General features: G+C 42.6%; 13 protein-coding genes and 5 pseudogenes. 13 read left to right on the top strand and 5 right to left on the bottom strand.

The genetic code is table 11. From position 1 onward, the window contains the following. Positions 1-346: 346 nt before the first annotated feature. The 6 genes and pseudogenes from JCM14108_RS04485 (at position 347) to JCM14108_RS04460 (ending at position 4,769) form a co-directional block, all read left to right on the top strand. Positions 347-972: pseudogene (locus tag JCM14108_RS04485) on the top strand (cation efflux transmembrane domain-containing protein). 113 nt (positions 973-1,085) lie between these two features. After that, the gene (locus JCM14108_RS04480; RefSeq protein ID WP_035178713.1) at positions 1,086-1,445 is read left to right on the top strand and encodes an ArsR/SmtB family transcription factor; all 360 of its coding nucleotides are present in this window, start codon (positions 1,086-1,088) and stop codon (positions 1,443-1,445) included. A 36-nt stretch (positions 1,446-1,481) separates the two neighbouring features. Continuing rightward, positions 1,482-2,471, top strand: a complete 990-nt coding sequence (locus JCM14108_RS04475) for an FAD:protein FMN transferase (RefSeq protein ID WP_081759846.1) — start codon at positions 1,482-1,484, stop codon at positions 2,469-2,471. A 259-nt stretch (positions 2,472-2,730) separates the two neighbouring features. Further along, positions 2,731-3,747 carry an aldo/keto reductase gene (locus JCM14108_RS04470; protein WP_035178676.1) on the top strand — a complete coding sequence of 339 codons (1,017 nt, stop codon included), beginning with the start codon at positions 2,731-2,733 and terminating at the stop codon, positions 3,745-3,747. A 165-nt stretch (positions 3,748-3,912) separates the two neighbouring features. Next, positions 3,913-4,365, top strand: a complete 453-nt coding sequence (locus JCM14108_RS04465) for a CopY/TcrY family copper transport repressor (protein ID WP_035178674.1) — start codon at positions 3,913-3,915, stop codon at positions 4,363-4,365. Between the two features lie 218 nt (positions 4,366-4,583). Then, positions 4,584-4,769: a hypothetical protein gene (locus JCM14108_RS04460; RefSeq protein ID WP_035178672.1), complete on the top strand. Its 186-nt coding sequence runs from the start codon at positions 4,584-4,586 to the stop codon at positions 4,767-4,769. 59 nt (positions 4,770-4,828) lie between these two features. On the opposite strand, the gene JCM14108_RS04455 is transcribed toward JCM14108_RS04460, so the two are convergent. Continuing rightward, on the bottom strand, positions 4,829-6,181 hold the full coding sequence (locus JCM14108_RS04455) for a threonine/serine exporter family protein (protein WP_035178671.1): 1,353 nt from the start codon (positions 6,179-6,181) through the stop codon (positions 4,829-4,831). A gap of 489 nt (positions 6,182-6,670) precedes the next feature. Between JCM14108_RS04455 and yjeM the strand changes: the two genes are divergently transcribed. From yjeM to JCM14108_RS04440, 3 genes are all read left to right on the top strand, one after another. Beyond that, a complete protein-coding gene (gene yjeM / locus JCM14108_RS04450; RefSeq protein ID WP_035178668.1) occupies positions 6,671-8,188 on the top strand; it encodes a glutamate/gamma-aminobutyrate family transporter YjeM in 1,518 nt (505 codons plus the stop codon). Between the two features lie 122 nt (positions 8,189-8,310). After that, positions 8,311-9,081 (top strand): hypothetical protein, encoded by a 771-nt coding sequence (locus JCM14108_RS04445; protein WP_035178665.1) that lies wholly within the window; start codon positions 8,311-8,313, stop codon positions 9,079-9,081. A 26-nt stretch (positions 9,082-9,107) separates the two neighbouring features. Continuing rightward, complete coding sequence (locus JCM14108_RS04440; protein WP_035178662.1) at positions 9,108-9,758, top strand: endonuclease III domain-containing protein; 651 nt, start codon at positions 9,108-9,110, stop codon at positions 9,756-9,758. Between the two features lie 51 nt (positions 9,759-9,809). Here JCM14108_RS04440 and JCM14108_RS04435 read toward each other — a convergent pair whose 3' ends face one another. Beyond that, entirely contained in the window at positions 9,810-11,213 is a 1,404-nt protein-coding gene (locus JCM14108_RS04435) for an MFS transporter (protein WP_035178660.1), read from the bottom strand. Between the two features lie 130 nt (positions 11,214-11,343). Between JCM14108_RS04435 and JCM14108_RS04430 the strand changes: the two genes are divergently transcribed. From JCM14108_RS04430 to JCM14108_RS04420, 3 genes and pseudogenes are all read left to right on the top strand, one after another. Then, positions 11,344-11,820 (top strand): MarR family winged helix-turn-helix transcriptional regulator, encoded by a 477-nt coding sequence (locus JCM14108_RS04430; protein WP_035178657.1) that lies wholly within the window; start codon positions 11,344-11,346, stop codon positions 11,818-11,820. A gap of 3 nt (positions 11,821-11,823) precedes the next feature. Next, the gene (locus tag JCM14108_RS04425) at positions 11,824-12,558 is read left to right on the top strand and encodes an SDR family oxidoreductase (protein ID WP_035178655.1); all 735 of its coding nucleotides are present in this window, start codon (positions 11,824-11,826) and stop codon (positions 12,556-12,558) included. A 438-nt stretch (positions 12,559-12,996) separates the two neighbouring features. Continuing rightward, a pseudogene (locus tag JCM14108_RS04420) lies at positions 12,997-13,852 on the top strand (GRP family sugar transporter). 417 nt (positions 13,853-14,269) lie between these two features. Here the strand turns inward: JCM14108_RS04420 and JCM14108_RS04415 are convergent. From JCM14108_RS04415 to JCM14108_RS16195, 3 pseudogenes are all read right to left on the bottom strand, one after another. Next, a pseudogene (locus JCM14108_RS04415) lies at positions 14,270-15,665 on the bottom strand (uracil-xanthine permease family protein). Further along, positions 15,649-17,018, bottom strand: a pseudogene (gene guaD, locus JCM14108_RS04410) (guanine deaminase). The pseudogenes JCM14108_RS04415 and guaD overlap by 17 nt, the downstream one beginning before the upstream one ends. A 1,152-nt stretch (positions 17,019-18,170) precedes the next feature. Continuing rightward, positions 18,171-18,345 (bottom strand): annotated as a pseudogene (locus JCM14108_RS16195) (TetR/AcrR family transcriptional regulator); the annotation flags it as partial. 335 nt (positions 18,346-18,680) lie between these two features. On the opposite strand from JCM14108_RS16195, the gene JCM14108_RS04400 reads away from it, so the two are divergent. After that, positions 18,681-19,589: a magnesium transporter CorA family protein gene (locus tag JCM14108_RS04400; RefSeq protein WP_035178652.1), complete on the top strand. Its 909-nt coding sequence runs from the start codon at positions 18,681-18,683 to the stop codon at positions 19,587-19,589. Positions 19,590-19,664 lie beyond the last annotated feature (75 nt).

Genomic DNA, 19,664 nt, shown 5'->3' with positions numbered 1-19,664 from the left:
AGTTAACCAACGGCTTAAATCTCTGAAGTTAATAAAAAGCTGACCGTGGATGATAGCGGTCAGCTTTTTGTTATTCAAAACAACACTAGGGCTTAATAACGGTATAGTACAACAATTAGTGAAATCGGGATAATCCTAGTTAGAATTAAAAGGAGATGGACTTACATATATTCATAATAATTAATCGAATAGTGTTGTTTTGAATTAATGTAATTATACCATAAAACAATTGATATCGCGATAGTAATTTAATTGAATCAGTATCTTTTTAAAATAAAACATGTTATTATTTACATATGAAATAAGTAACATATAAAGTGGTTTATCAAGTATGAGGAGATTTAGTATGGAAAGTAATTTATTAAAGGAAAGATTGGTTAACAAAAGCCTTCGAACTGAGTATTTTTCAACCGGGTGGATGGCATTTGAATTTTTGGTGGGCTTTATTTCGGGGATTAAGGCTGGTTCAATTCTATTAATCGCTTTTGGTCTGGACAGCTTTTTGGAACTCATTTCAGGTGGGACTTTAATCTGGCGGTTGCGAAAAGAAGCCAATGCAGCACCGGCCGCTGAAATTGAACGGGCTGAAAAGCGATCGTCACTGATTGTTGGCGTTATTTTACTACTGCTGTCCGTTTATGTTGTTTTTGTTTCTTTGGTGAATCTTTTTACGCATCAGGCAGCTGATACGAGTTATTCCGGCATGGCCATTGCATTGGCCTCGGTGGTTTTAATGCCGATTTTGACAATTAAAAAGCGGTCACTTGGCAAGCAGTTACACTCGGCAGCGCTGGTTGAAGACGGCATGTGTAACATTACGTGTGCCTACATGGCGGCAACCGTTTTGGTCGGGGCATTGCTGACATTTCTGTTTAACTGGTGGTGGCTGATTCAATCGCTGCATTAGTCTTGGTTTATTTCATTGCCAGTGAGGGTTGGGAATCTTTGCAGGAAGCCCGCCAAGCCGATTAATAAGTGCAAACTAAATTTTATTGAGTCTGTGTCGTTGTTTCCTGATAAACAAAGGGAAATAGCGGCTTTTTGGATGGTATAATGAACAGATAGTCAATAACTTTGAACTGATGATGGGAGTGGCACCTTTGGTTGAAAAAGATTCATTAACCGGGATTGATTTGATTGATCCGAAGCGATTAGCAGAATCAGAACGCATTTTTAAGTTGTTGAGTAACCCATCCCGCTTACAAATGCTTAAAGTTTTGGAACAACGGGAATTAAACGTTAGCGAGCTTGGTGAACTGCTGGGTTTGGAGCAATCGGTGGTTTCCCATCAATTGGCGCTGCTGCGAAAACATCAGTTGGTAAGTTCCGAGCGGGTTGGCAAGGCCAACTATTACCAGTTGGATGATCCGCATATTTTAGACGTTGTCAACGAAATGCTGGAACACGCTGATCACGTTATGCGCGGTCAGCGCCACGGACATTAAACAGATTAACAAAAAGATAGAGCAGCAAGGTGAAGGATGATCGAAAAAAACTTAGCACGGCAAAAGACAACTAAAACCTATTACGGGTTAGGAACCAAAATTAATTTGACGTTATTTGGGAACGTTACCGATTCACAATTGAATGCCAGTAATCAATTGATTGCTTATTACGAAGACCTGTTAACGGTTAATCGACCACACTCGGAAGTTATGGCCATTAATCAGGCGGCCGGCAAACAGCCGGTACAGGTTTCAGATGCGACCTATACACTGACCAAACGAGCACTTCAATTAAGCCGACAGCGATTTGGCTTTAATGCGACGATTGGACCGCTGGTAAAACTGTGGCGAATTGGTTTTGCGGGGGCTCAGGTACCTACCCAAACGGCCATCAACGAGCGATTAAAAATAATCGATCCCGACCAAACGAATTTTGATGATCAAAATTTGACGATCTTTTTAAAGCAACCGGGCATGGAACTGGATCTTGGCGGCATTGCCAAAGGTTATATTGCAGACCGGGTCGCCGATTATTGGCGGGCTTACGGCCGGCGCTCAGGGATGATTGATTTGGGTGGTAACTTGCTGTTGGTCGGAGATGCGCCGACGCATACCGATGGCTTATGGCGGATCGGTGTGCAGGAACCAAATTCCAAGCGGGGTCAATCAATTTTAAACGTTGCCATTGGTCCCTGCTCTGCGGTAACCAGTGGCATTTATGAACGTCACTTGGAAGCTGCCGGTCATTCCTATCATCACATTTTGGATTCGCAGACCGGTTATCCAAAAGAAAATGATTTAGCCAGCGTGACGATTTTTTCAAAAAAATCGATTGACGGCGAAATTGAAACGGCCCGACTTTTTTTTGCCGGCCAACCAATTCCCGGCTGGGCAGTTGACCGGCCGGATATTTACGGCGCGGTATTTGTGACTAAGGACAAGCGGGTGACAATTGTTGGCTTGGAGAATGCAACGGTAACGTTGTTGGACGATACTTACCAAGTTAAAAGCGTCGTTAAAAAATAACTGATTTAAAATAAAGCGGCTGGTGAATAAGCCCGGGTTAAAATCGGATTTATTCACCAGCCGCTGTAAATGATTAAAAGGCGCTTGAACGGTATTGATTCCAGTCCGGCAGTGGCTTATGAGCCTGCTCCGCTGTTCGGATGTCTTGATAAAAATGCAGTTTTCGTTTACTTCAAGTTAACTTGAAGTTGTACACTTAATATTAAGCTTAAAGAAATGATGAATCAAAAGCAACTAAAAATGAAACGGGGCGTTTACGATGTATCAAGCAAGTACGAAGCGATATGACAACATGGTTTATAATCGGGTGGGTAACAGCGGTTTGAAATTATCCGCACTGGGATTGGGCCTCTGGCATAATTTTGGCAGTGTCGATCCCTACGAAAATCAAAAGGCAATGATTCATCAGGCATTTGATTTAGGGATTACTTATTTTGATTTGGCAAACAACTATGGTCCAATTCCAGGTAGTGCCGAAGAAAATTTTGGTCGGATAATGGCGACCGATATGAAACCGTATCGTGATGAAATGATTATTGCCAGCAAAGCCGGTTATCAGATGTGGGCGGGCCCATACGGCGATTGGGGTTCCAGAAAAAGTATTTTGGCCAGTGCCGATCAGAGTTTGAAGCGGTTGGGGCTGGATTACGTGGACATCTTTTACTCCCACCGACCTGATCCGAAGACGCCGGTTAGTGAAACCGCACTCGCTTTGGATCAGCTGGTAAGAGCAGGCAAAGCTCTCTATATCGGTATTTCGAATTATAATGGGGCACAAACTGCTGCCATTACTAAAGTTTTTAATGATTTGCGGACACCATTTGTTATTCACCAACCACGCTACAATATGTTTGATCGAACAATCGAAGATGACTTAATCCCGGTGCTGCGGCGTGAAGGTAAGGCGGCTGTCAGCTTTAGTTCCTTATCCCAAGGATTGTTAACGAACAAATATTTGAACGGGATCCCCGATAATTCACGGGCGGCCAAGTCAACCAGTCCGTTTTTGCATCCGCTGCAGGTTGATGAAACAATCAGGACAGTCCGCCAATTAAACGAAGTAGCTAAACGACGCGGCCAGACATTAGCCGAAATGGCCCTTGCCTGGAACTTACGGGAACCGGAAATTGCCAGTGTGCTGATTGGTGCCAGCCGGCCGCAACAGTTGGTTGATAACGTCAAGGCGTTGGATCACTTGGATTTCAGTTCAGCAGAACTTAATGAAATTGATCATATTTTGGCAAAGCAACCCGGGATTAAATGGGGTGCTCATTAAAACCAAAGGTCATCAGAACTGGGCAAATGCTCAGTCCCGGTGGCTTTTGTATGTTCCGGCTTGCTTTTTTATGACTACAAATGTAAACTATGCTTTGGAGTAACAATAAGTTGAAGAAACTAAAAAGTTTGCTTATTGTAAGTAGAAATTAAAGGGGAACATAAAATGATTGACGCAAAAGATGTTACGATTTCCGATTCCGAATGGGAAGTTATGCGGGCTGTTTGGACCTTAAAGCGGGTTACCAGTCGGCAGCTGATTGATGCGATGGCTTCGGCCAGAGGGTGGTCAGAGTCAACTACCAAGACGCTGCTTCATCGCTTAATTACCAAAGAGGCGGTTGTCCGGGTTGGCACTGGTCGGCCGTTTGAATATCAGCCGGCAGTGGATGAAAAAGATTCCATGGGCGCTGCTGCGGTAAATTTATTCGACCACATGTGTGCAATGCGGGCTGGTGGCGCGCTTTTGGACGTGGTCCGTTCCCGAGAGCTTTCAAAAGATGACATTAAGCAGCTTCAAACGCTTTTGGCTGAAAAGGCTGAAACGGCTCCGGATAAAGTTTCCTGTAATTGTCTGCCAAAAGAAATGATGGCAAACGGAAACTGCAATTGTGATTAGGTATTTGTGAGTGGAATCTTAACCATTCCTTAACCGGCGTGAAAGGCCTTGCTGGTCGCGTTAGATTCGGAAGCTGCTGGGTGGACTGTTAAATAACTTGACTCTTGCGTGATACGCGGTAAACTAACAACAATTATCAATTACAAGTTTGATAATCGACGATGCTTAAAATACGTTTTGAGCAGGATAAGACTCGTAATCAGAAGAGAGGCTGTTAAATGATCACATTACTTTTATTGGCAGCAGTGGCTGTCTACTATGTTTTTAACCGTTCAACAAACGATACTGCCAAAAATACCGATCAATTTGGTCGGCAGCGGGAATATGCCCGAAACAGAAATGATGAACCCGAAATTTTGGATAAAGGGCAAACCAACGGACGTTCAAGACGACATATAAACTAAGTGATTTTAATTAAAAACAGCTGGGTGCATAACCGCAGCTGTTTTTTCATGGTTTCATATTAATCAAAGTGACGCCATTCTTTATCCAATAACGCTCTGGCAACAAATAGTCCAAGTGGTAGAAACATGATGATTAAAGCGGCTTTGGTGAGCCAAAGTGCGCCAACTGCAATCTGGTTGGTCCCGATGTTATAAATTGCCCGATAGATATATAGGCCGGGGACCATAATCACGATTGAAGGGACGGTTAGTGAAATTCGTGGGTAGCCGTTGTATCGGTTCACCACGGAAGCAATCAGGCCCGCTAACAACGCACCAAAGAAAGCAGCTGCGGCTGGCGGCATTGATGTTAAATCAACCAATTCCAATCGTAATGTATTAGCAAGGGCACCAATGAAGCCTGCGACCATCGCCATCTTTCTGGAACTGTTAAACATAATTGAAAAGCCAAAAACACCACAGAAACTGGCGGGGAGCCGTAAAAGCATGATTACGATTGGCGAAAGGCCGAGCGGCAGAAAGTTTTCCGGTCGAAAGTTAAAAATTAGGGCAACCAACCAGCCAACTAAAGTTGCCACCAACGTAATCATAATGGCATAAGCAAGCCGCTCCAACCCGGAACGCATATCTAGTTTGGAAATATCCAGCATGCTGGTGATAAACGGGAATCCCGGAATCACGAACAGCATCGCGCCGATATAACCAGCTTCATGTTGGGCGAGAACCTGGAAGTAAAATTCGAAAATTTTGAACGTATACATATAGGTCAGACATGCGACGGCAACGCTAATCGCAATGCTGGCAATGGTTGTCATAGAATGTTTGCCCATAATGGCCCGCGTCCAGTTACCAATGCCGGCACCAATAAAGGAGCAAATCATTTCCGGAATACCACCACCCAGCAAAAAGATGAAGGCGCTGCAGGCAAGCGCAGCCGCTAACCCTGAAGCAACAGGTGTATATTGTTTGGGCCGTTCTTGGACTTTGTCAATAATATGATGAATTTGTCGAACAGTCAGTGAAGAGAAATCGTCATCAAAATTCTTGACCATATTTTCTAAAATATTCAATTTGTCTGTATTCACACCGGTATTGGGTAAGGATAAGACCTGGGTGTAGCTGTGTTCGTTACTAAAACAGGTGAATTCTAATGAAATTAGGCCGATGTCTGCAGAACAAGTTAGTTCCAGCTTACGGGCAACGTTGTCCATAGCATCCCGAACCCGCCACGCCCCGGTTCCACATGACAGCATGATGATGCCGATTCTACCGACAATTGAGGCCCGTTCACGGAGACTGGCATTTCGCGCGGGGACATTTTCATTTTGAATAAAGCTGTTCCACGGAATTGTCATATGATGGCGTTGAGAAAGGTGAAACTTTTTCGGCGCCTTTGATTTATCATTATTCATAAATATCCTCCAAAATAATATGTAGTGCTGACATAAAGCTCACAATTCCTTAATTATAGGCGCAATTGAAAAGTGATTTCAAGGGACTATTTGTTTGAAATCCCTTTCACTTAATGAAAAGGGAAGTTGGAAAATGACAACTTCATTAAAAGGCTTTTAGAAAAAGAAGTTTACGGGGAAATGTCGGTTTAATTTCAGGTCAATAGTATTTAATAACTGGATAATTATTCACAGCCCCGTTGAACGGTCCTTAAGACTGATAATGATATTTTACAATGAAATCCGGGTTATGAAACTCAGGTAAATGATAATAACTGACAGCTGGATTGAGAGTTGGTTTTGTTAAGCAGATTTCTCGTTCTCATTCACTTTTCAATCTTGCCATTTTTTTATAACGCCACTCACAGCTGTTTTTTATTTGTAACTTCTATACTGTTTTTTGTTTTAAAGTGATAGGTTTATAAATTTGTGAATTGGAGTTATTAACTAATGAAACGTAACAAAATCAAGACAAGCGGTTTGGTCCTGATGATCATTTCAACGATCTTTGGCTTTGCCAATACGACCGTTGCTTATGAACAGATGGGGTATGCCAGTATTATTTGGTACGCTTTGGCAGCCGTTTTCTTCCTGCTGCCAAGTTCGTTGATGTTTGCCGAATACGGTGCCACGTTTAAAGATGCCCATGGTGGGATATACTCGTGGCTGGCCGGATCAATCGGTGAAGAATGGGCCTTTATCGGGACATTCATTTGGCTGTCCTCTTGGATAATTTGGATGACCTCGACAGCCTCCAAGGTTTGGATTCCATTTTCAACAACGCTGTTTGGCAGCGATAAAACCCAATCTTGGGGAATCTTAGGATTGAGTTCCAACCAGGTGATTGGGATCCTGGCAATTTTTTGGATTCTGACGATTACCTGGTTTGCAGTGCGGGGGATGGATTCAATTGCCCGAATTGCATCAATTGGTGGTGTTTTCACTATCCTATTAAACGTTCTCTTTGGCGTTGCCAGTCTATTGATTCTGTACTTGAGCGGCGGCCACTTTGCCCAGCCAATTCACGGTGTTACCAGCTTTATTCAGTCGCCAAATCCACAGTTTCAATCCCCGGTTACTTTGATTTCATTTATCGTTTACGCCGTATTTGCGTATGCCGGAACCGAATCAATGGGTGGTGTGACGGATAACATGGATAAGCCGGAAAAAACATTTCCCCGGGGCTTGATTATTTCTGCCGTTGTTATCACCCTGGGCTATTCGCTGACGATCTTTCTTTGGGGAATCAGTACGAATTGGCAAAAGGTGCTGGGAAATGATCAGGTTAACCTGGGAAATATTACCTATGTTTTGATGAACAACCTCGGCTACGCGTTGGGTGAAGGTTTCCATTTGTCAGCTGCCGGCAGTGCCTTTTTAGGCGGCTTATTTGCCAGATTTGCCGGTCTGGGGATGTTCATCGGGTATGTCGGTTCATTTTTTGTGCTGGTTTATTCACCGCTGAAATCCTTTATTATGGGTTCCAACCCCAACTTTTGGCCAAAACGAATGACCCGGCTCAACAAGAAGGGGATGCCGGCGTTTGCAATGTGGACGCAGGCAGCCGTTGTGGTTGTTATTATCTTCTTTGTCAGTTTCGGTGGTTCCAGCGCTCAGCAGTTTTACGTTATTTTGACCAATATGGGCAACATCTCAACGTCATTTCCATACCTGTTTTTAATTGCCGCCTTCCCGTTCTTTAAACGAAAACAGAACCTGGATCGGCCATTTGAGATTTATACCAATCGCCACTGGACGGACTTTATTGTTGGCGTGGTTCTGTTTGTTCTGGCTGCCGGCATTGGCTTTACGGCAATTGCCCCAGTTCTTTCGCATGATTATCAAACGGCCTTCTGGACAGTTATCGGCCCAATTTTCTTTGGCTTTGTGGCCTGGGCTTTTCTTCAGTATCAAAACCGAAAAAAGACGCGCTCCCGTAACTGGATTGAGGATCCGGATAACGACTGATAAGTTAAGAAAGCATTAAAGCATCCGGTAATTCGGGTGCTTTTTTAATGGCTTAAGGCTCACTTAAGTTCGTTTCACTACGATGGGTTTAACTTAAATCATTAAAGTCTGGAGGCTTTTAAATGCAAACAATTAACTATCAACTGCCAACAACATTATTTCAACAATTTCAGATTTCATTGATTGTCCAGGAATCTTTTAAAAATATGGCACTGTTAAAAGACCGCTTTATGCGTGTCCTTATTCAAATTAAAACCAAACTAACGAAAGTCAGTCAATTAGCTGCTTCACAAAATGACGCCTCACCGGCAGCTGGAAAGTTCCGTTGGCCGGTTCAAAATCAGTTGTATGCGCCCGATCTGCGAACGATTCAGTTGATTGCCGAACGTGCCCGGCGTCAGACTGACGGTTATTTCGATCAAATCGGTGATCAACAGCCGGCGTCAATTGAACTAATGAAAAGTTGGCTGATAGATGAAATCTTTAATGAAGATTTAAAGCCGTTGATTGGCGGCCCAGTGATTGGGGTGTGGTTGAATGCTGATGAAATGGTGCGAACAGCGGTTGAAAAGGGCTCCAATTATCAGTGGCCGATTCGAATTTATAATTCATTAGCCGAAAATGAGCTGCTGGAACGAGATCAGTTGGCCAACGGCGGGATTGTGACGCTTAACGCTAAAGCACTCGCCCGCTCTCAAAGCCCAATTAAGCAGCTGACCGTGATTGGCCAACGGGTAAGCGATGCCGTGGCCTGGGCGGTTGCCGGGATTAATGCCGGTACGGGTAAATTCTTACGATTAATTAATCAACATCGCCTGAGTGGTATTTTGATCGATCGGGCACTTGGTGTGATTGCGTTTCAAAGTGGTCGCCTCACGTATAAGCAGGCGTGATAAACTAAAAGCGTGAGGTGGTTTAAATGAATAAAATCAATCCGGTTCCGCTTTATCACAAACTCTATACTGAAATGGGACCGCAGCACTGGTGGCCGGCCGATACAAAAATCGAAATTGTTATTGGCGCTATTTTGGTTCAGAACACGAATTGGAACAATGTTGACTTGGCACTCAACAATTTAAGGCGGGCAACAAATCTTGAGCCGGCGCGAATCCTGAAATTACCAATAACACGGCTTCAGCAGTTGATCCGACCGAGCGGTTTCTACGTTAATAAGGCCAAAAGCCTGGTAAGTGTTTTGACATGGTTTACCGAGTATCATGAGGATTTTACTGGGATGGTGGCGCGTTACGGCACAAAGTTACGTCAGCAGCTGTTGAAGCTGCCTGGGATTGGCGAAGAAACTGCGGATTCACTGCTGGTTTACGTCTTCGATCAGCCGACTTTTATTGCAGATAAATACGCGCGAAATCTATTTGGGTATTTGGGCTTTCAAAGAATTGACAGTTATGCCAAGCTGAAACAGCAGATTATTTTGCCGGCTGACTTCAGCAGCCGGGATGCCAAAGAATTTCACGGCTTAATTGATGAATTTGGTAAACAAGTTAAGACAAGGGCGCAGTTTCAAACCAGTTTTCTTGGTCATTTTTCGTTAAAAGAAGCGGGCATTTAAGAAGAAATTTGATTTTCTTAGATACCTGCTTTTTAATTGATATAAAAGCGGCTAACCCTTGGCTTGCCGTTGGAAGTGGCTCACAGTGACTGTGGTAATTAAACCAATTAAACTAAAGAATCCCAGTAGTAAAAAGTCATTTTTGGCACCGATAGCAGTTGCCAAGCCGCTTTGGGCAGTCGGCATTCTCAGTTCAGCTGTCGAAATGAGCGCGGATAAAACAGCCGTTCCAAATGAGCCAGCGTATTGTTGCAGTGTGTTGAATAGTGAATTAAGATCGGCTTTTTCGTTGATACTAATTTGGGTACTGGCATCCGACATAATATTGCCAAAGCCAAAGTTAAATCCGAATCTCAGGAAAATATAAAGGAGTGTGATCCCAACCAAGCTGAGATCCTTTGTAAACCACCATAGTAGTAAAGAGCCGATTAACATAGCGCCATTGGCAATGTATAGTGTAATTTTGGGGCCTCGCCGATCATAAATACCACCGGCCACAGGGGCAACCATTGCGCCAATCAACGATCCCGGTAAAAGAATCAGACCTGAAATCATAGAGTCGGCTCCTAAATAATTTTGAGCAAAAACAGGGATCACAAATGAAATACCAATATTAATAAACTGCAAGAGAAAAAAGTTGACCGCTCTTAATGAAATGATGGGATTTGTTAGAATTCTAAAATTAAGAATTTGAGCGGAACCATTTTTAATGTGATGAAGAAGGATTAATAACAGCACAATTGAAATAAATAGCGAGAGACCGAAGTTTAGGCTAATGAAGCCGTGGGTGCCGGCCTGATCAAAAGTTTCAATGAAGCCAAAAAACAAAAGTGATAATGTGACCAACCCAAATATATCGAAGTTGTCATTATCTCGACGGGCTTTTAATCGAATACTGGTTTCTCCAATTAAGAGAATGCCGATGATTAACGGTAAGGTGATAATAAAAATCACCCGCCAATTTAAATAGTAGTTGAGCAGGCCACCATAAGTCGGTCCCAAAGCGGGTGCGAATGAAGTGATCATGCTGGCAAGCCCCATATAAATGCCCAATCGGTTTTGAGGGATTAGGGATAAAATGACATGAAACATCAGTGGCGTTGATAATCCGGTCGCAATTGCCTGAAAAATTCTACCAATCATTAAAATTTGGAAATCGGGTGCAATGGCTGCCAAGGCAGTACCGATCAACGTTGACAATACGGCTGCTCGAAATAAACTTCGCGTATTAAACCGTTTGATTAAAAAAGCAGTGGTACTCATAATGATAGTTACCATTAATAAATATCCCGAAGTCAGCCATTGGACTGTACTTAAGGACGTGTGAAATTGCCGTATCATTGTCGGAAAGGTAACGTTAAGCGATGTTTCGACCAGAATGCCGATAAATGAAAGTAGACCGGTTGCCAAAATAGCTAATTTGGTTTGAGCAGGAATAGCGTTATTTTCTGTCAAGGTTTGACCTCCTTATTGATTTAAGATATTTTTTTGTTATAATAGTTTCCATGGAAACTGCTTGTTATCATAGCACCTTGATATAATAAGCACAACTATTCTGACGGTTTCGTTAGAAGAGGGGGTTGCATTGGTAAGCGAAAATCAGATTATTCAAGAGTATCATCATTTGTTGATGTTGGATAACGATACCGATAAGGAGAAACAATGGATTAAAACACACCAGCCCAAAGCAGCCGGTTTATCAACTATTCATTTTCATATTTTGTCTTATTTGGAAAAACATCCAGACGTTGCTGCTAAGCAGATTGCCAGTGAATTGGAAATCTTGCGGGGAACGTTATCAAAGCAGCTAACGGTTCTTGAACAGCGCCAAATGATTGTCAGTCATCAGGATCCATCGGATGCCCGTAGTAAGCATTATCAACTAACCTTGTTGGGCGGTGAAATCGCCAAAACACATGATCAATTACTGAAATTGAAAAGTCGAATGCTAAAAGATCATTTAAAGCAGTTTTCAAAGGAAGAGTTAAAGACAATCCAAGCTTTTTTGGTTATGATGAATCACGTAGAGGAAAGCCAGACGTATCCAAAACAGGAGGAATGAATTTTGACAATTAAAGATAAAGTTGTTGTGATTACAGGTGCTTCCAGTGGCATTGGTAAGGCAACTACCGAAGTACTAGCCAAAGCAGGCGCTAAAGTTGTGATCGGCGCCCGCCGGGAAGAACGGCTCAAAGCCATTGCTGCCAGCTTTGATGAGGGTCAAGTGCTGTACCAACAAACTGACGTCACCGATCAAAAGAGTGTGAAGGCACTGGTTGATTTAGCTGAAAAGACATTTGGCCGTGTTGATGTCCTGTATAATAATGCCGGCTTAATGCCAATTTCACAGTTAGCTGATTTGAAAGTAGTTGAATGGGAAAGAATGATTGATGTTAACATTAAAGGGGTCCTTTATGGTATCGCGGCAGCACTGCCGATCATGATCAAGCAAAATGGCGGTCATATTATAACAACGGATTCGGTTGCCGGTCATGTTGTCCATCCCGGAACAGCGGTTTATGCGGGTACCAAGTACGCTGTTCAAGCGATTATGGACGGCTTGCGCCAGGAACAGGTTGATCACCATATTAAAACAACGATGGTATCACCGGGCGCAGTTGATACGGAGTTATATAGGTCAATCAGTGATGAGAAGACCCGATCCCGGATTGAAAAAGACGAAAAAGAAAATGGCTTGGCAGCGGTGGACGTGGCCAACGCAGTGGCATACGCGATTGACCAACCGCAAGAGGTTGCCATTAATGAAATCTTATTGAGACCAAGGAGTCAAAAAATTTAGTGTGCGGAGCAAAACGGGTAATACCCGGAGCATAAGGCGTCAAAGCGGGAAATCCCGGACTTGGATTTTTCGATTTGATCCCTTATGTGGAGCGGTGTTGTTTTGCACAGCAGTCCTAAACCAGTGTGCGGAGCAAAGCGGTTAATGCCCGGAATATAAGACGTCGATTTGGGAAATCCCGGGTTTGGATTTTTTAAATCGATCTCTTATATGCGGTGGCATTGCTTTGAGTAGCAGTCCTAAACCAGTGTGTGGAGCAAAGCACTTAGCACCCAACTCGCCAAAGTATTTTTGGCGAGTTTTTTTCGTAATGCCACTTCTTTTTACTTAAAATTGAAAAAAATTTACACGAATCCGTTTACATTTTAATCATTTGACTTTATCATTAACTCATGAGTTTTTTAGAGAATGGTTTATTTCTTAGAGAGGATGTTTATTTTGAGTATTCTACTATTACTATTGCCCGCCTTGGGTTGGGGGTTGTTGCCACCGATCGTTGCTAAAATAGGTGGGAAGCCGGCTAATCAGATTTTTGGAACCGCTGCCGGACTACTTTTGGTCAGCTTAATTGTTTTTGCGGTTGTCCGCCCAACAACGGATCTTAAAAGTTTCTTATTGGCAGGACTTGCCGGTGCCTTTTGGATTGCCGGCCAGGTTGGTCAATATATTGGTTATAAAAAAATCGGGGTCTCAACAACGATGCCGATTTCCACAGGTATGCAGCTGATTGGAACGTCTTTAATCGGCGTCTTTATTTTTGGCGAATGGTCAACGGGAATCGAGAAAATTGCGGGGTAACCGGAATTGTTTTGCTGATTGTCGGAATTTGGCTGACATCAATTACTGATAAAGGTAAAACGGAAAATCGAAAAGTTTTAACCAGTACGGTTATTATGCTGGTCTTTACGACGATTGGCTATTGTGTTTATGAGTCTATTCCAAAGGGGTTGCAGAGTTCCGGGATTGCAATTTTTCTGCCGGAGTCAATCGGAATGTGTGTTGGTGTTTTAATTTACTTATTATTTAGTGGCCAAATGCGTGCTTTTAAGGAAAAGACCAGTTGGTTGAATAGTCTGGGCGGGATTGTCTTCTCCTTCGCGGCTATTTCATACATTTATTCCGTTCGTTATAATGGCGTTAATACTGCTTTATCGTTTCCCAGCTCTCAGTTGTTATTTCAACCTTGGGTGGCATGTTGGTAATGCATGAAACCAAGAGCAAACGTGAATTGACATTTACGTTGATCGGCTTGGTTTTGATTATTGGTGGGGCCTTTGTGACATCCGTTTTTTAGCTGCCTATTCAGACTGATTTAATGCCGAGTTTAAATAAAAAATGCAATTCAGCTCTCAGTCGCTTGTATCCTATTCCAATAATGCTATAATTGTAATTAATTGGGGGATTATGATTGACCACGTTGGCAATGGGGGCTCTCGGCAGGTAATCACCAAATTAGCTTAAACCGCTTGTTTAAATGGTTCTGCTATTATTAACGTCAAACTACCGAGTGTTAGAAAAGTCAATGATGGTTAATGAATGATTAATTTTGTAAGAATTGAAACTGAAATAAAGTCCTTCAATAAACAGAATAGAGAGATCGGAACATCCTTCAATTTTACCGGTCTCTTTTGTTATTGCTGTAAGTCACTAGGTCCAAAAATCGCCGAACAATTAAGTTCGACGATTTTTGGTTCCGGTTAATTGAATTTAATTATTTGGAAGCTGCCAGTTTTGCATGATGGGCAGTTTCTTTTTTACTTTCTTTTGGGTCGTTATCGGCCTCGGTTTCCGGCTGATGGTCACCCATGATCAGGTTTAAAATGATGGCACTGACTGCCGCAATCGTAATCGGCGAACCAAGCAGGTACTGAATTATTTGCGGTGTACTATTAACCAAATGGCTGGGAACGAGGATTACTGCCATGGTTAAAACAATTGGAATTCCCAAAATGTAAATGGCACTTTCGTTAGTGTTGAGGTAACGAATCACATTTAAACCGTTTAACATAATGATGACGCAAATGATTGAGAAAATGCCACCAATAACCGGTGCCGGAACGGCGGATAAAAAGGCTGATAACTTACCAAAGAAGCCAAGAATCATAAACCAGATACCAGCGGAAACAAAGACGCGTCGGCTGGCAACGCCGGTAATTGAGATGACGCCGGCATTGGTTGAATAACCGGTCATTGGCGTGGTGCCAAGTAAGGCAGCGAAGAAACAACTGAGACCTTCGCCGATAATGCCCTGATTCCACTGCTTTTTGGAAATCTTTTCACCAACAACGGCACTCATTGCAAACCAGGTACCGGTTGTTTCAGTTGTGAGAACCATGTAAATTACGATAAAAGTTAAAATAGCAGGTAGTGAGAAATGAAATCCGTAATGAAATGCCGTGAATTTTGGTAAGCTGAACCATGGTGCGTTATTAACTGATGACCAATCAAACCGACCCATAAATGAAGCTGCGATAGTGCCGGCAACCAGTGCAATAATAATTGAGCTGACCCGAAACAGCCGCTGCAGCTGCGGAATTCGAATCCCGATGGTAATTGCCAATAACATCACCAATCCGGTTATGGCAGCAATTTCGATATTTTGACCCGCGCTGCCACTGGCTTTGAAGATATTATCATTCAAAGCGGACGGCAGCAATGACAGGCCCACACAAGTGATGATGGTGCCACCAACCAATGCCGGGACCAGGGTGTTGATGATCTTTTGATAAATACCTGAGAGTCCCAATAGAATTAAGAGAACGGCCCCGACAAGCAGGGAACCGAGGACGGTTGCCATGCCACCGTGTGGGCCACCGTTTGCCAGATAAACACCGGCAACGGCGCCAATCGGGACAAATGAAGGCCCTTGGGAAACGGGTAATTTCATAAAGAATTTAGTTTGAAGAATTGTACCGATACCACAAGCCAAAAAAGCGGCCTGCAAAAACCGGTTTTTGAACCACGCTCATGGAAAGCAGCCCGGCAATAATCAGCGGCGGGACGTAAACATCCATTGCCAAAACGTGCTGCAGGCCCAAGAGACCTGATTGAAAATACGAAACCTTATCTTCGGGACCATAGAGTAAACCGTTATCTTTGCGTTGCATAATGACCTTCCTTTGCGAGTTTTCCTTGAACAAATACGTGGGTAATATTGTCTTTTGTAGTGTGATACATCAACTTTTCAAAAATATCATCGGTTGTTTGCTGCATAAAGGCGGGATAGGGTGCTTGGACAATTTGAAAATCTGCCAAGTACCCCGGATTAATCTGACCGGTTTTTAAATGCAGGCTTTCGGCGCCACCAACTGTTGCCAGATAAAATGCATTTTTAGCAGTAAGCGCGGCTACCTTAGTTCCGCGTCGCGCAGGTGGTAGTGATGAGTCGACACCGTCATGAAGCATTCGGGATGAAACAATGGCCTGGTTAATATTGCGATAAAGACTGGGCGAATAGCCGCCCGAAATATCGGTACCCAACCCGATTTTAAGATGTTGCTCAAGGATTTGGCTAACGGATAAGACCGCGTTGCCGAAATAGGCATTTGAAATCGGACAGTGGCAATGGCAACCCCGGCCTTTTTAAATAAGTCAAGATCAGACTGGTTTAAAAGGGTGCCATGAGCCATGATTGTTTTATTAGTCAGCAGTCCAAATTGGTCAAGAACCATCGCGTCCCGCTGATGATAATTTTCCAAAGCATAGTTGTTTTCCCAGTCACTTTCACTGCAGTGTGACTGAATTGGCAAGTCGTACTGTCGGGCTAATTGACCCAACCCTTTTAGTGATTCGGGGGTACAGCTTGGCACAAACCTGGGTGTTATGACGGGGGTTTGGTGTAACAAGGCAGTTTTGTTGAAATCCATTAGTTGATGAATAAAAGTTTCGGCCTTTGTAATTGCCTTTTGTGCAGATCGATCACGATAATAACCAGGTGTTTGTTCACGATTGTCCATTGTGACCTGACCGATGAAGCCCCGCTGTTGATGTCGGTTGCAGGCCCTGGCTAATTCAAGGTTGGCCTGGTTGTGAATGGTTCCAAAGTAAAGGGCGGTTGTGGTGCCGTTATTGACCAGCTCTTGAACCAAGTTGTTGTAGACGCTTTTTGCAAAGTCAATTTCTTGATATTTAGCTTCCAAGGGAAACGTGTAGGTATTCAGCCACTCGTTTAGGGAGCGATCCAAGGCAAGACCGGCATTTGGCCATTGCGGCGCGTGAATGTGCAGATCGATAAATCCCGGCAGCAGGTATTCGTCCTTGTTGAGGGATAATAACTGCTGCTTGCGCTTGGCGGTTGCTTTAACAGCCTCATAATCGGTATCGTTTGGGCTAAGGATACGATCAATATAGCCACTGTTATCAATGCAAACGAGTTGATGATTCAAAAAAGTAATGGTTTGGGGATTGGTAGATGTAATGGTTGAACCGTCAATGATTGTTGCAATTGAAATAATACTCACCTCAATAAAAATATTTAAGCAAAATCCGAACTTTATTTTACGTGAACAATTCATAATTCGTATTACTGTATAGCGGTTATTATAGACTGTCATACTTGATTGTTCAATACGAAAGGCAAAAATAATTTTTATTCTAATGTTCGTGTTTTGCCAATATACGAAATTTAATAAGGATAACCATTCAGAAACCCCTTATAAAGCAAAATCAGATTGCTCATAAACTGAACAATCTGATTATTGTTGGAAACTATGTCAAAATAATATTAAGTGCTTTCTAACCATTTGCTAATGTCGCTGATTAATACCTTGCAATTTATGCTAAAAGCAAAAGAGTGATTAGTGAAAGCTGACTACCAGCATGCCGGCAGTTATCTTTCACTAATCATTCTTTTTACGTCATCATTCAAATTCAATTTTATCTACCTAATCGACGGTTCGCTGTTAGCTTACGATGAGTGTAGGTGATTACCGAACCGGTCGCTGAAATGAATCGATTTTTGCCTGGGGCGTGCCCCGCCATGCAGGCATTCCCAGTAAGTACATCCTTCGATGGCCAATCCAATACCAATGCTAAAAATACAAAAAACAATAATTCCAAACAAGTTCAACTTGATAGCCCCTTCCTTTGATTACCCGGTCAGTGCCTGATCCGGTACCATCTTGTTAATCTTACAATATAAGCATAGTTTAAAGGCTCATTAATGACAACCCTGTTAGATAAATTAATTGAATTTATTTTGGCTAAGCGCTTGATGAGTGCGGTAACGGTGCGATTAACATCTATTTTGGTAACGGGTTGGTTAAAAAAGAGATAACTAACCACCAGCCCACCGATAATTGACCACATTAATCTTAAAATCTCAATATCCGGCCAGTTGACGATCTGCCGATCAGCTTTAAACGTTGTCAGGTTGTGATGGATTGCTTTAACATAAAAAGCAGCCGTTTTAATAAATTGGTTTTGAAAATCTTGTCGAAGTTGATGGTTATAAGTCATCTCCGAAAGAAAAATTTTCAAGACATTGGCATTCTCTTTCATAAATTGGACCCGATCCTTTACAAGGGCTTCCACAAAGTCTTGGAGAGTTGGATAAATGTCGGTTATCTTGGTATCGCTGAACTTCCCGAAAGCTGTTGGAAAAATGGCATGGGTAACTGGTTGAATAATAGCTTGCAGTAGGCCGTATTTACTGGTGAAGCGGCTAAAAATGTTGCCTTCTGAAACACCGGCTTCCTCGGCAATTTCTTTTGTACTGGCGTTCGCGTATCCTTTCTCGGAAAAAACCTTGATAGCGGCGATTAAAATTTTAGATTGTTTATCGGTCATGTCATCAAAAATATGATTTTCAGTAAAGAGTTTGTAGGAGACCTTGGTTAACAAAATCGATGACACCTCCTTTGCATAGTTAAAAAGCAACTTTTATATTTTTTAGTATACCTGTTAATCGATTTTTTACAACTAATGAATGAATATTTTAAGCTGCCCGAACTTATTGGCGGTAATTCCAATGATAACCCCAATCTAAGAGATTAAGGCGGTTAACGATGATAAGAATGACTGATATGATCGGTCAAAAAGCAATTTTGTAGTCGACCTGAGCGACTTATTTCGTTAAAATGAACTTGAATATTAAAATTGAAAAGGTATTGGGGGGTTGGCTAATGATAAGACCGGAACGGCAAGTTGCCGGTATTAAATGGATTGAAACGGAACGATTAACCGCTGAAGAACGGCAGCTGCTTCAAGATCGGTATGCGATTGACGAAGATATTATGACATACGTAACTGATAAAGATGAAAGTGCCAATTATGTTCACGATATTAATGAGGGCGATCAATTATTTATTTTTTTGGCACCTTATCCGCTTGATCGAAAAAATCTACGTTATATTACCAGGCCGTTTGCGATTTTGCTTCATAAAGGCCGATTATTTACCTTTAATGAAAGCGGCATTCGGGAAGTGAACGCTGCTTTTCGGGATGCAGTTGATAATCCGGAAGTTCAAAATGTGGACGCGTTTATTCTGGAAGCCTTATTTTCTTTGGCTGACAGTTACATTCCGATTTCCAGAGAGGCGTCTAAAAAACGGAATCACTTGGACAAAATGTTAAACCAAAAAACTAAAAATACCGACTTGATCGCGTTATCCCATCTTCAGCAGACGCTGACGTTTTTGTCCAGTGCAACCCAAATTAATTTAAATCTGCTGAATCGACTGCCGAGAACGTATTTTGGCCGGGATGCCGATCAGGATAAGAAGGATTTATTTGAGGACGTTCAAATTGAAGCTGAACAGGTTCAACGAATGATTGAAATTGAAACACAAGTGGTCGATCGAATCGATCATACCTTTAATAATATTGCCAACAATAACTTGAACGATACTATGAAATTTCTGACGATTTGGTCATTAACAATGGCAGTACCAACTATTATTACGGGCTTTTATGGCATGAACGTGGCGTTACCGCTGTCAAAAATGGCTGATGCTTGGATTATTGTGATTTTGATATCAATCACGCTAATTGTTTGGCTGCTGGTCATGTTGAGAATGAGGCACAAGATATAGTGTGCGGAGCAAAACGGTTAACACCCGGAGCATAAGGCGTCAAAGCGGGAAATCCTGGGCTTGGATTTTTCGATT

Source organism: Lentilactobacillus farraginis DSM 18382 = JCM 14108 (genome assembly GCF_000583655.1).
GTDB classification, from domain to species: Bacteria; Bacillota; Bacilli; order Lactobacillales; family Lactobacillaceae; genus Lentilactobacillus; species Lentilactobacillus farraginis.
Note: the sequence above shows the minus strand (reverse complement) of the source record. Positions and strands in the feature narration are given on the sequence as shown.

Excerpts from the sequence above, each read along its gene's own strand:
- JCM14108_RS04480 (WP_035178713.1), top strand. The coding sequence starts at position 1,086 with ATGGGAGTGGCACCTTTGGTTGAAAAAGATTCATTAACCGGGATTGAT.
- JCM14108_RS04475 (WP_081759846.1), top strand. The coding sequence starts at position 1,482 with ATGATCGAAAAAAACTTAGCACGGCAAAAGACAACTAAAACCTATTAC.
- JCM14108_RS04470 (WP_035178676.1), top strand. The coding sequence starts at position 2,731 with ATGTATCAAGCAAGTACGAAGCGATATGACAACATGGTTTATAATCGG.
- JCM14108_RS04465 (WP_035178674.1), top strand. The coding sequence starts at position 3,913 with ATGATTGACGCAAAAGATGTTACGATTTCCGATTCCGAATGGGAAGTT.
- JCM14108_RS04460 (WP_035178672.1), top strand. The coding sequence starts at position 4,584 with ATGATCACATTACTTTTATTGGCAGCAGTGGCTGTCTACTATGTTTTT.
- JCM14108_RS04455 (WP_035178671.1), bottom strand. The coding sequence starts at position 6,181 with ATGAATAATGATAAATCAAAGGCGCCGAAAAAGTTTCACCTTTCTCAA.
- yjeM (WP_035178668.1), top strand. The coding sequence starts at position 6,671 with ATGAAACGTAACAAAATCAAGACAAGCGGTTTGGTCCTGATGATCATT.
- JCM14108_RS04445 (WP_035178665.1), top strand. The coding sequence starts at position 8,311 with ATGCAAACAATTAACTATCAACTGCCAACAACATTATTTCAACAATTT.
- JCM14108_RS04440 (WP_035178662.1), top strand. The coding sequence starts at position 9,108 with ATGAATAAAATCAATCCGGTTCCGCTTTATCACAAACTCTATACTGAA.
- JCM14108_RS04400 (WP_035178652.1), top strand. The coding sequence starts at position 18,681 with ATGATAAGACCGGAACGGCAAGTTGCCGGTATTAAATGGATTGAAACG.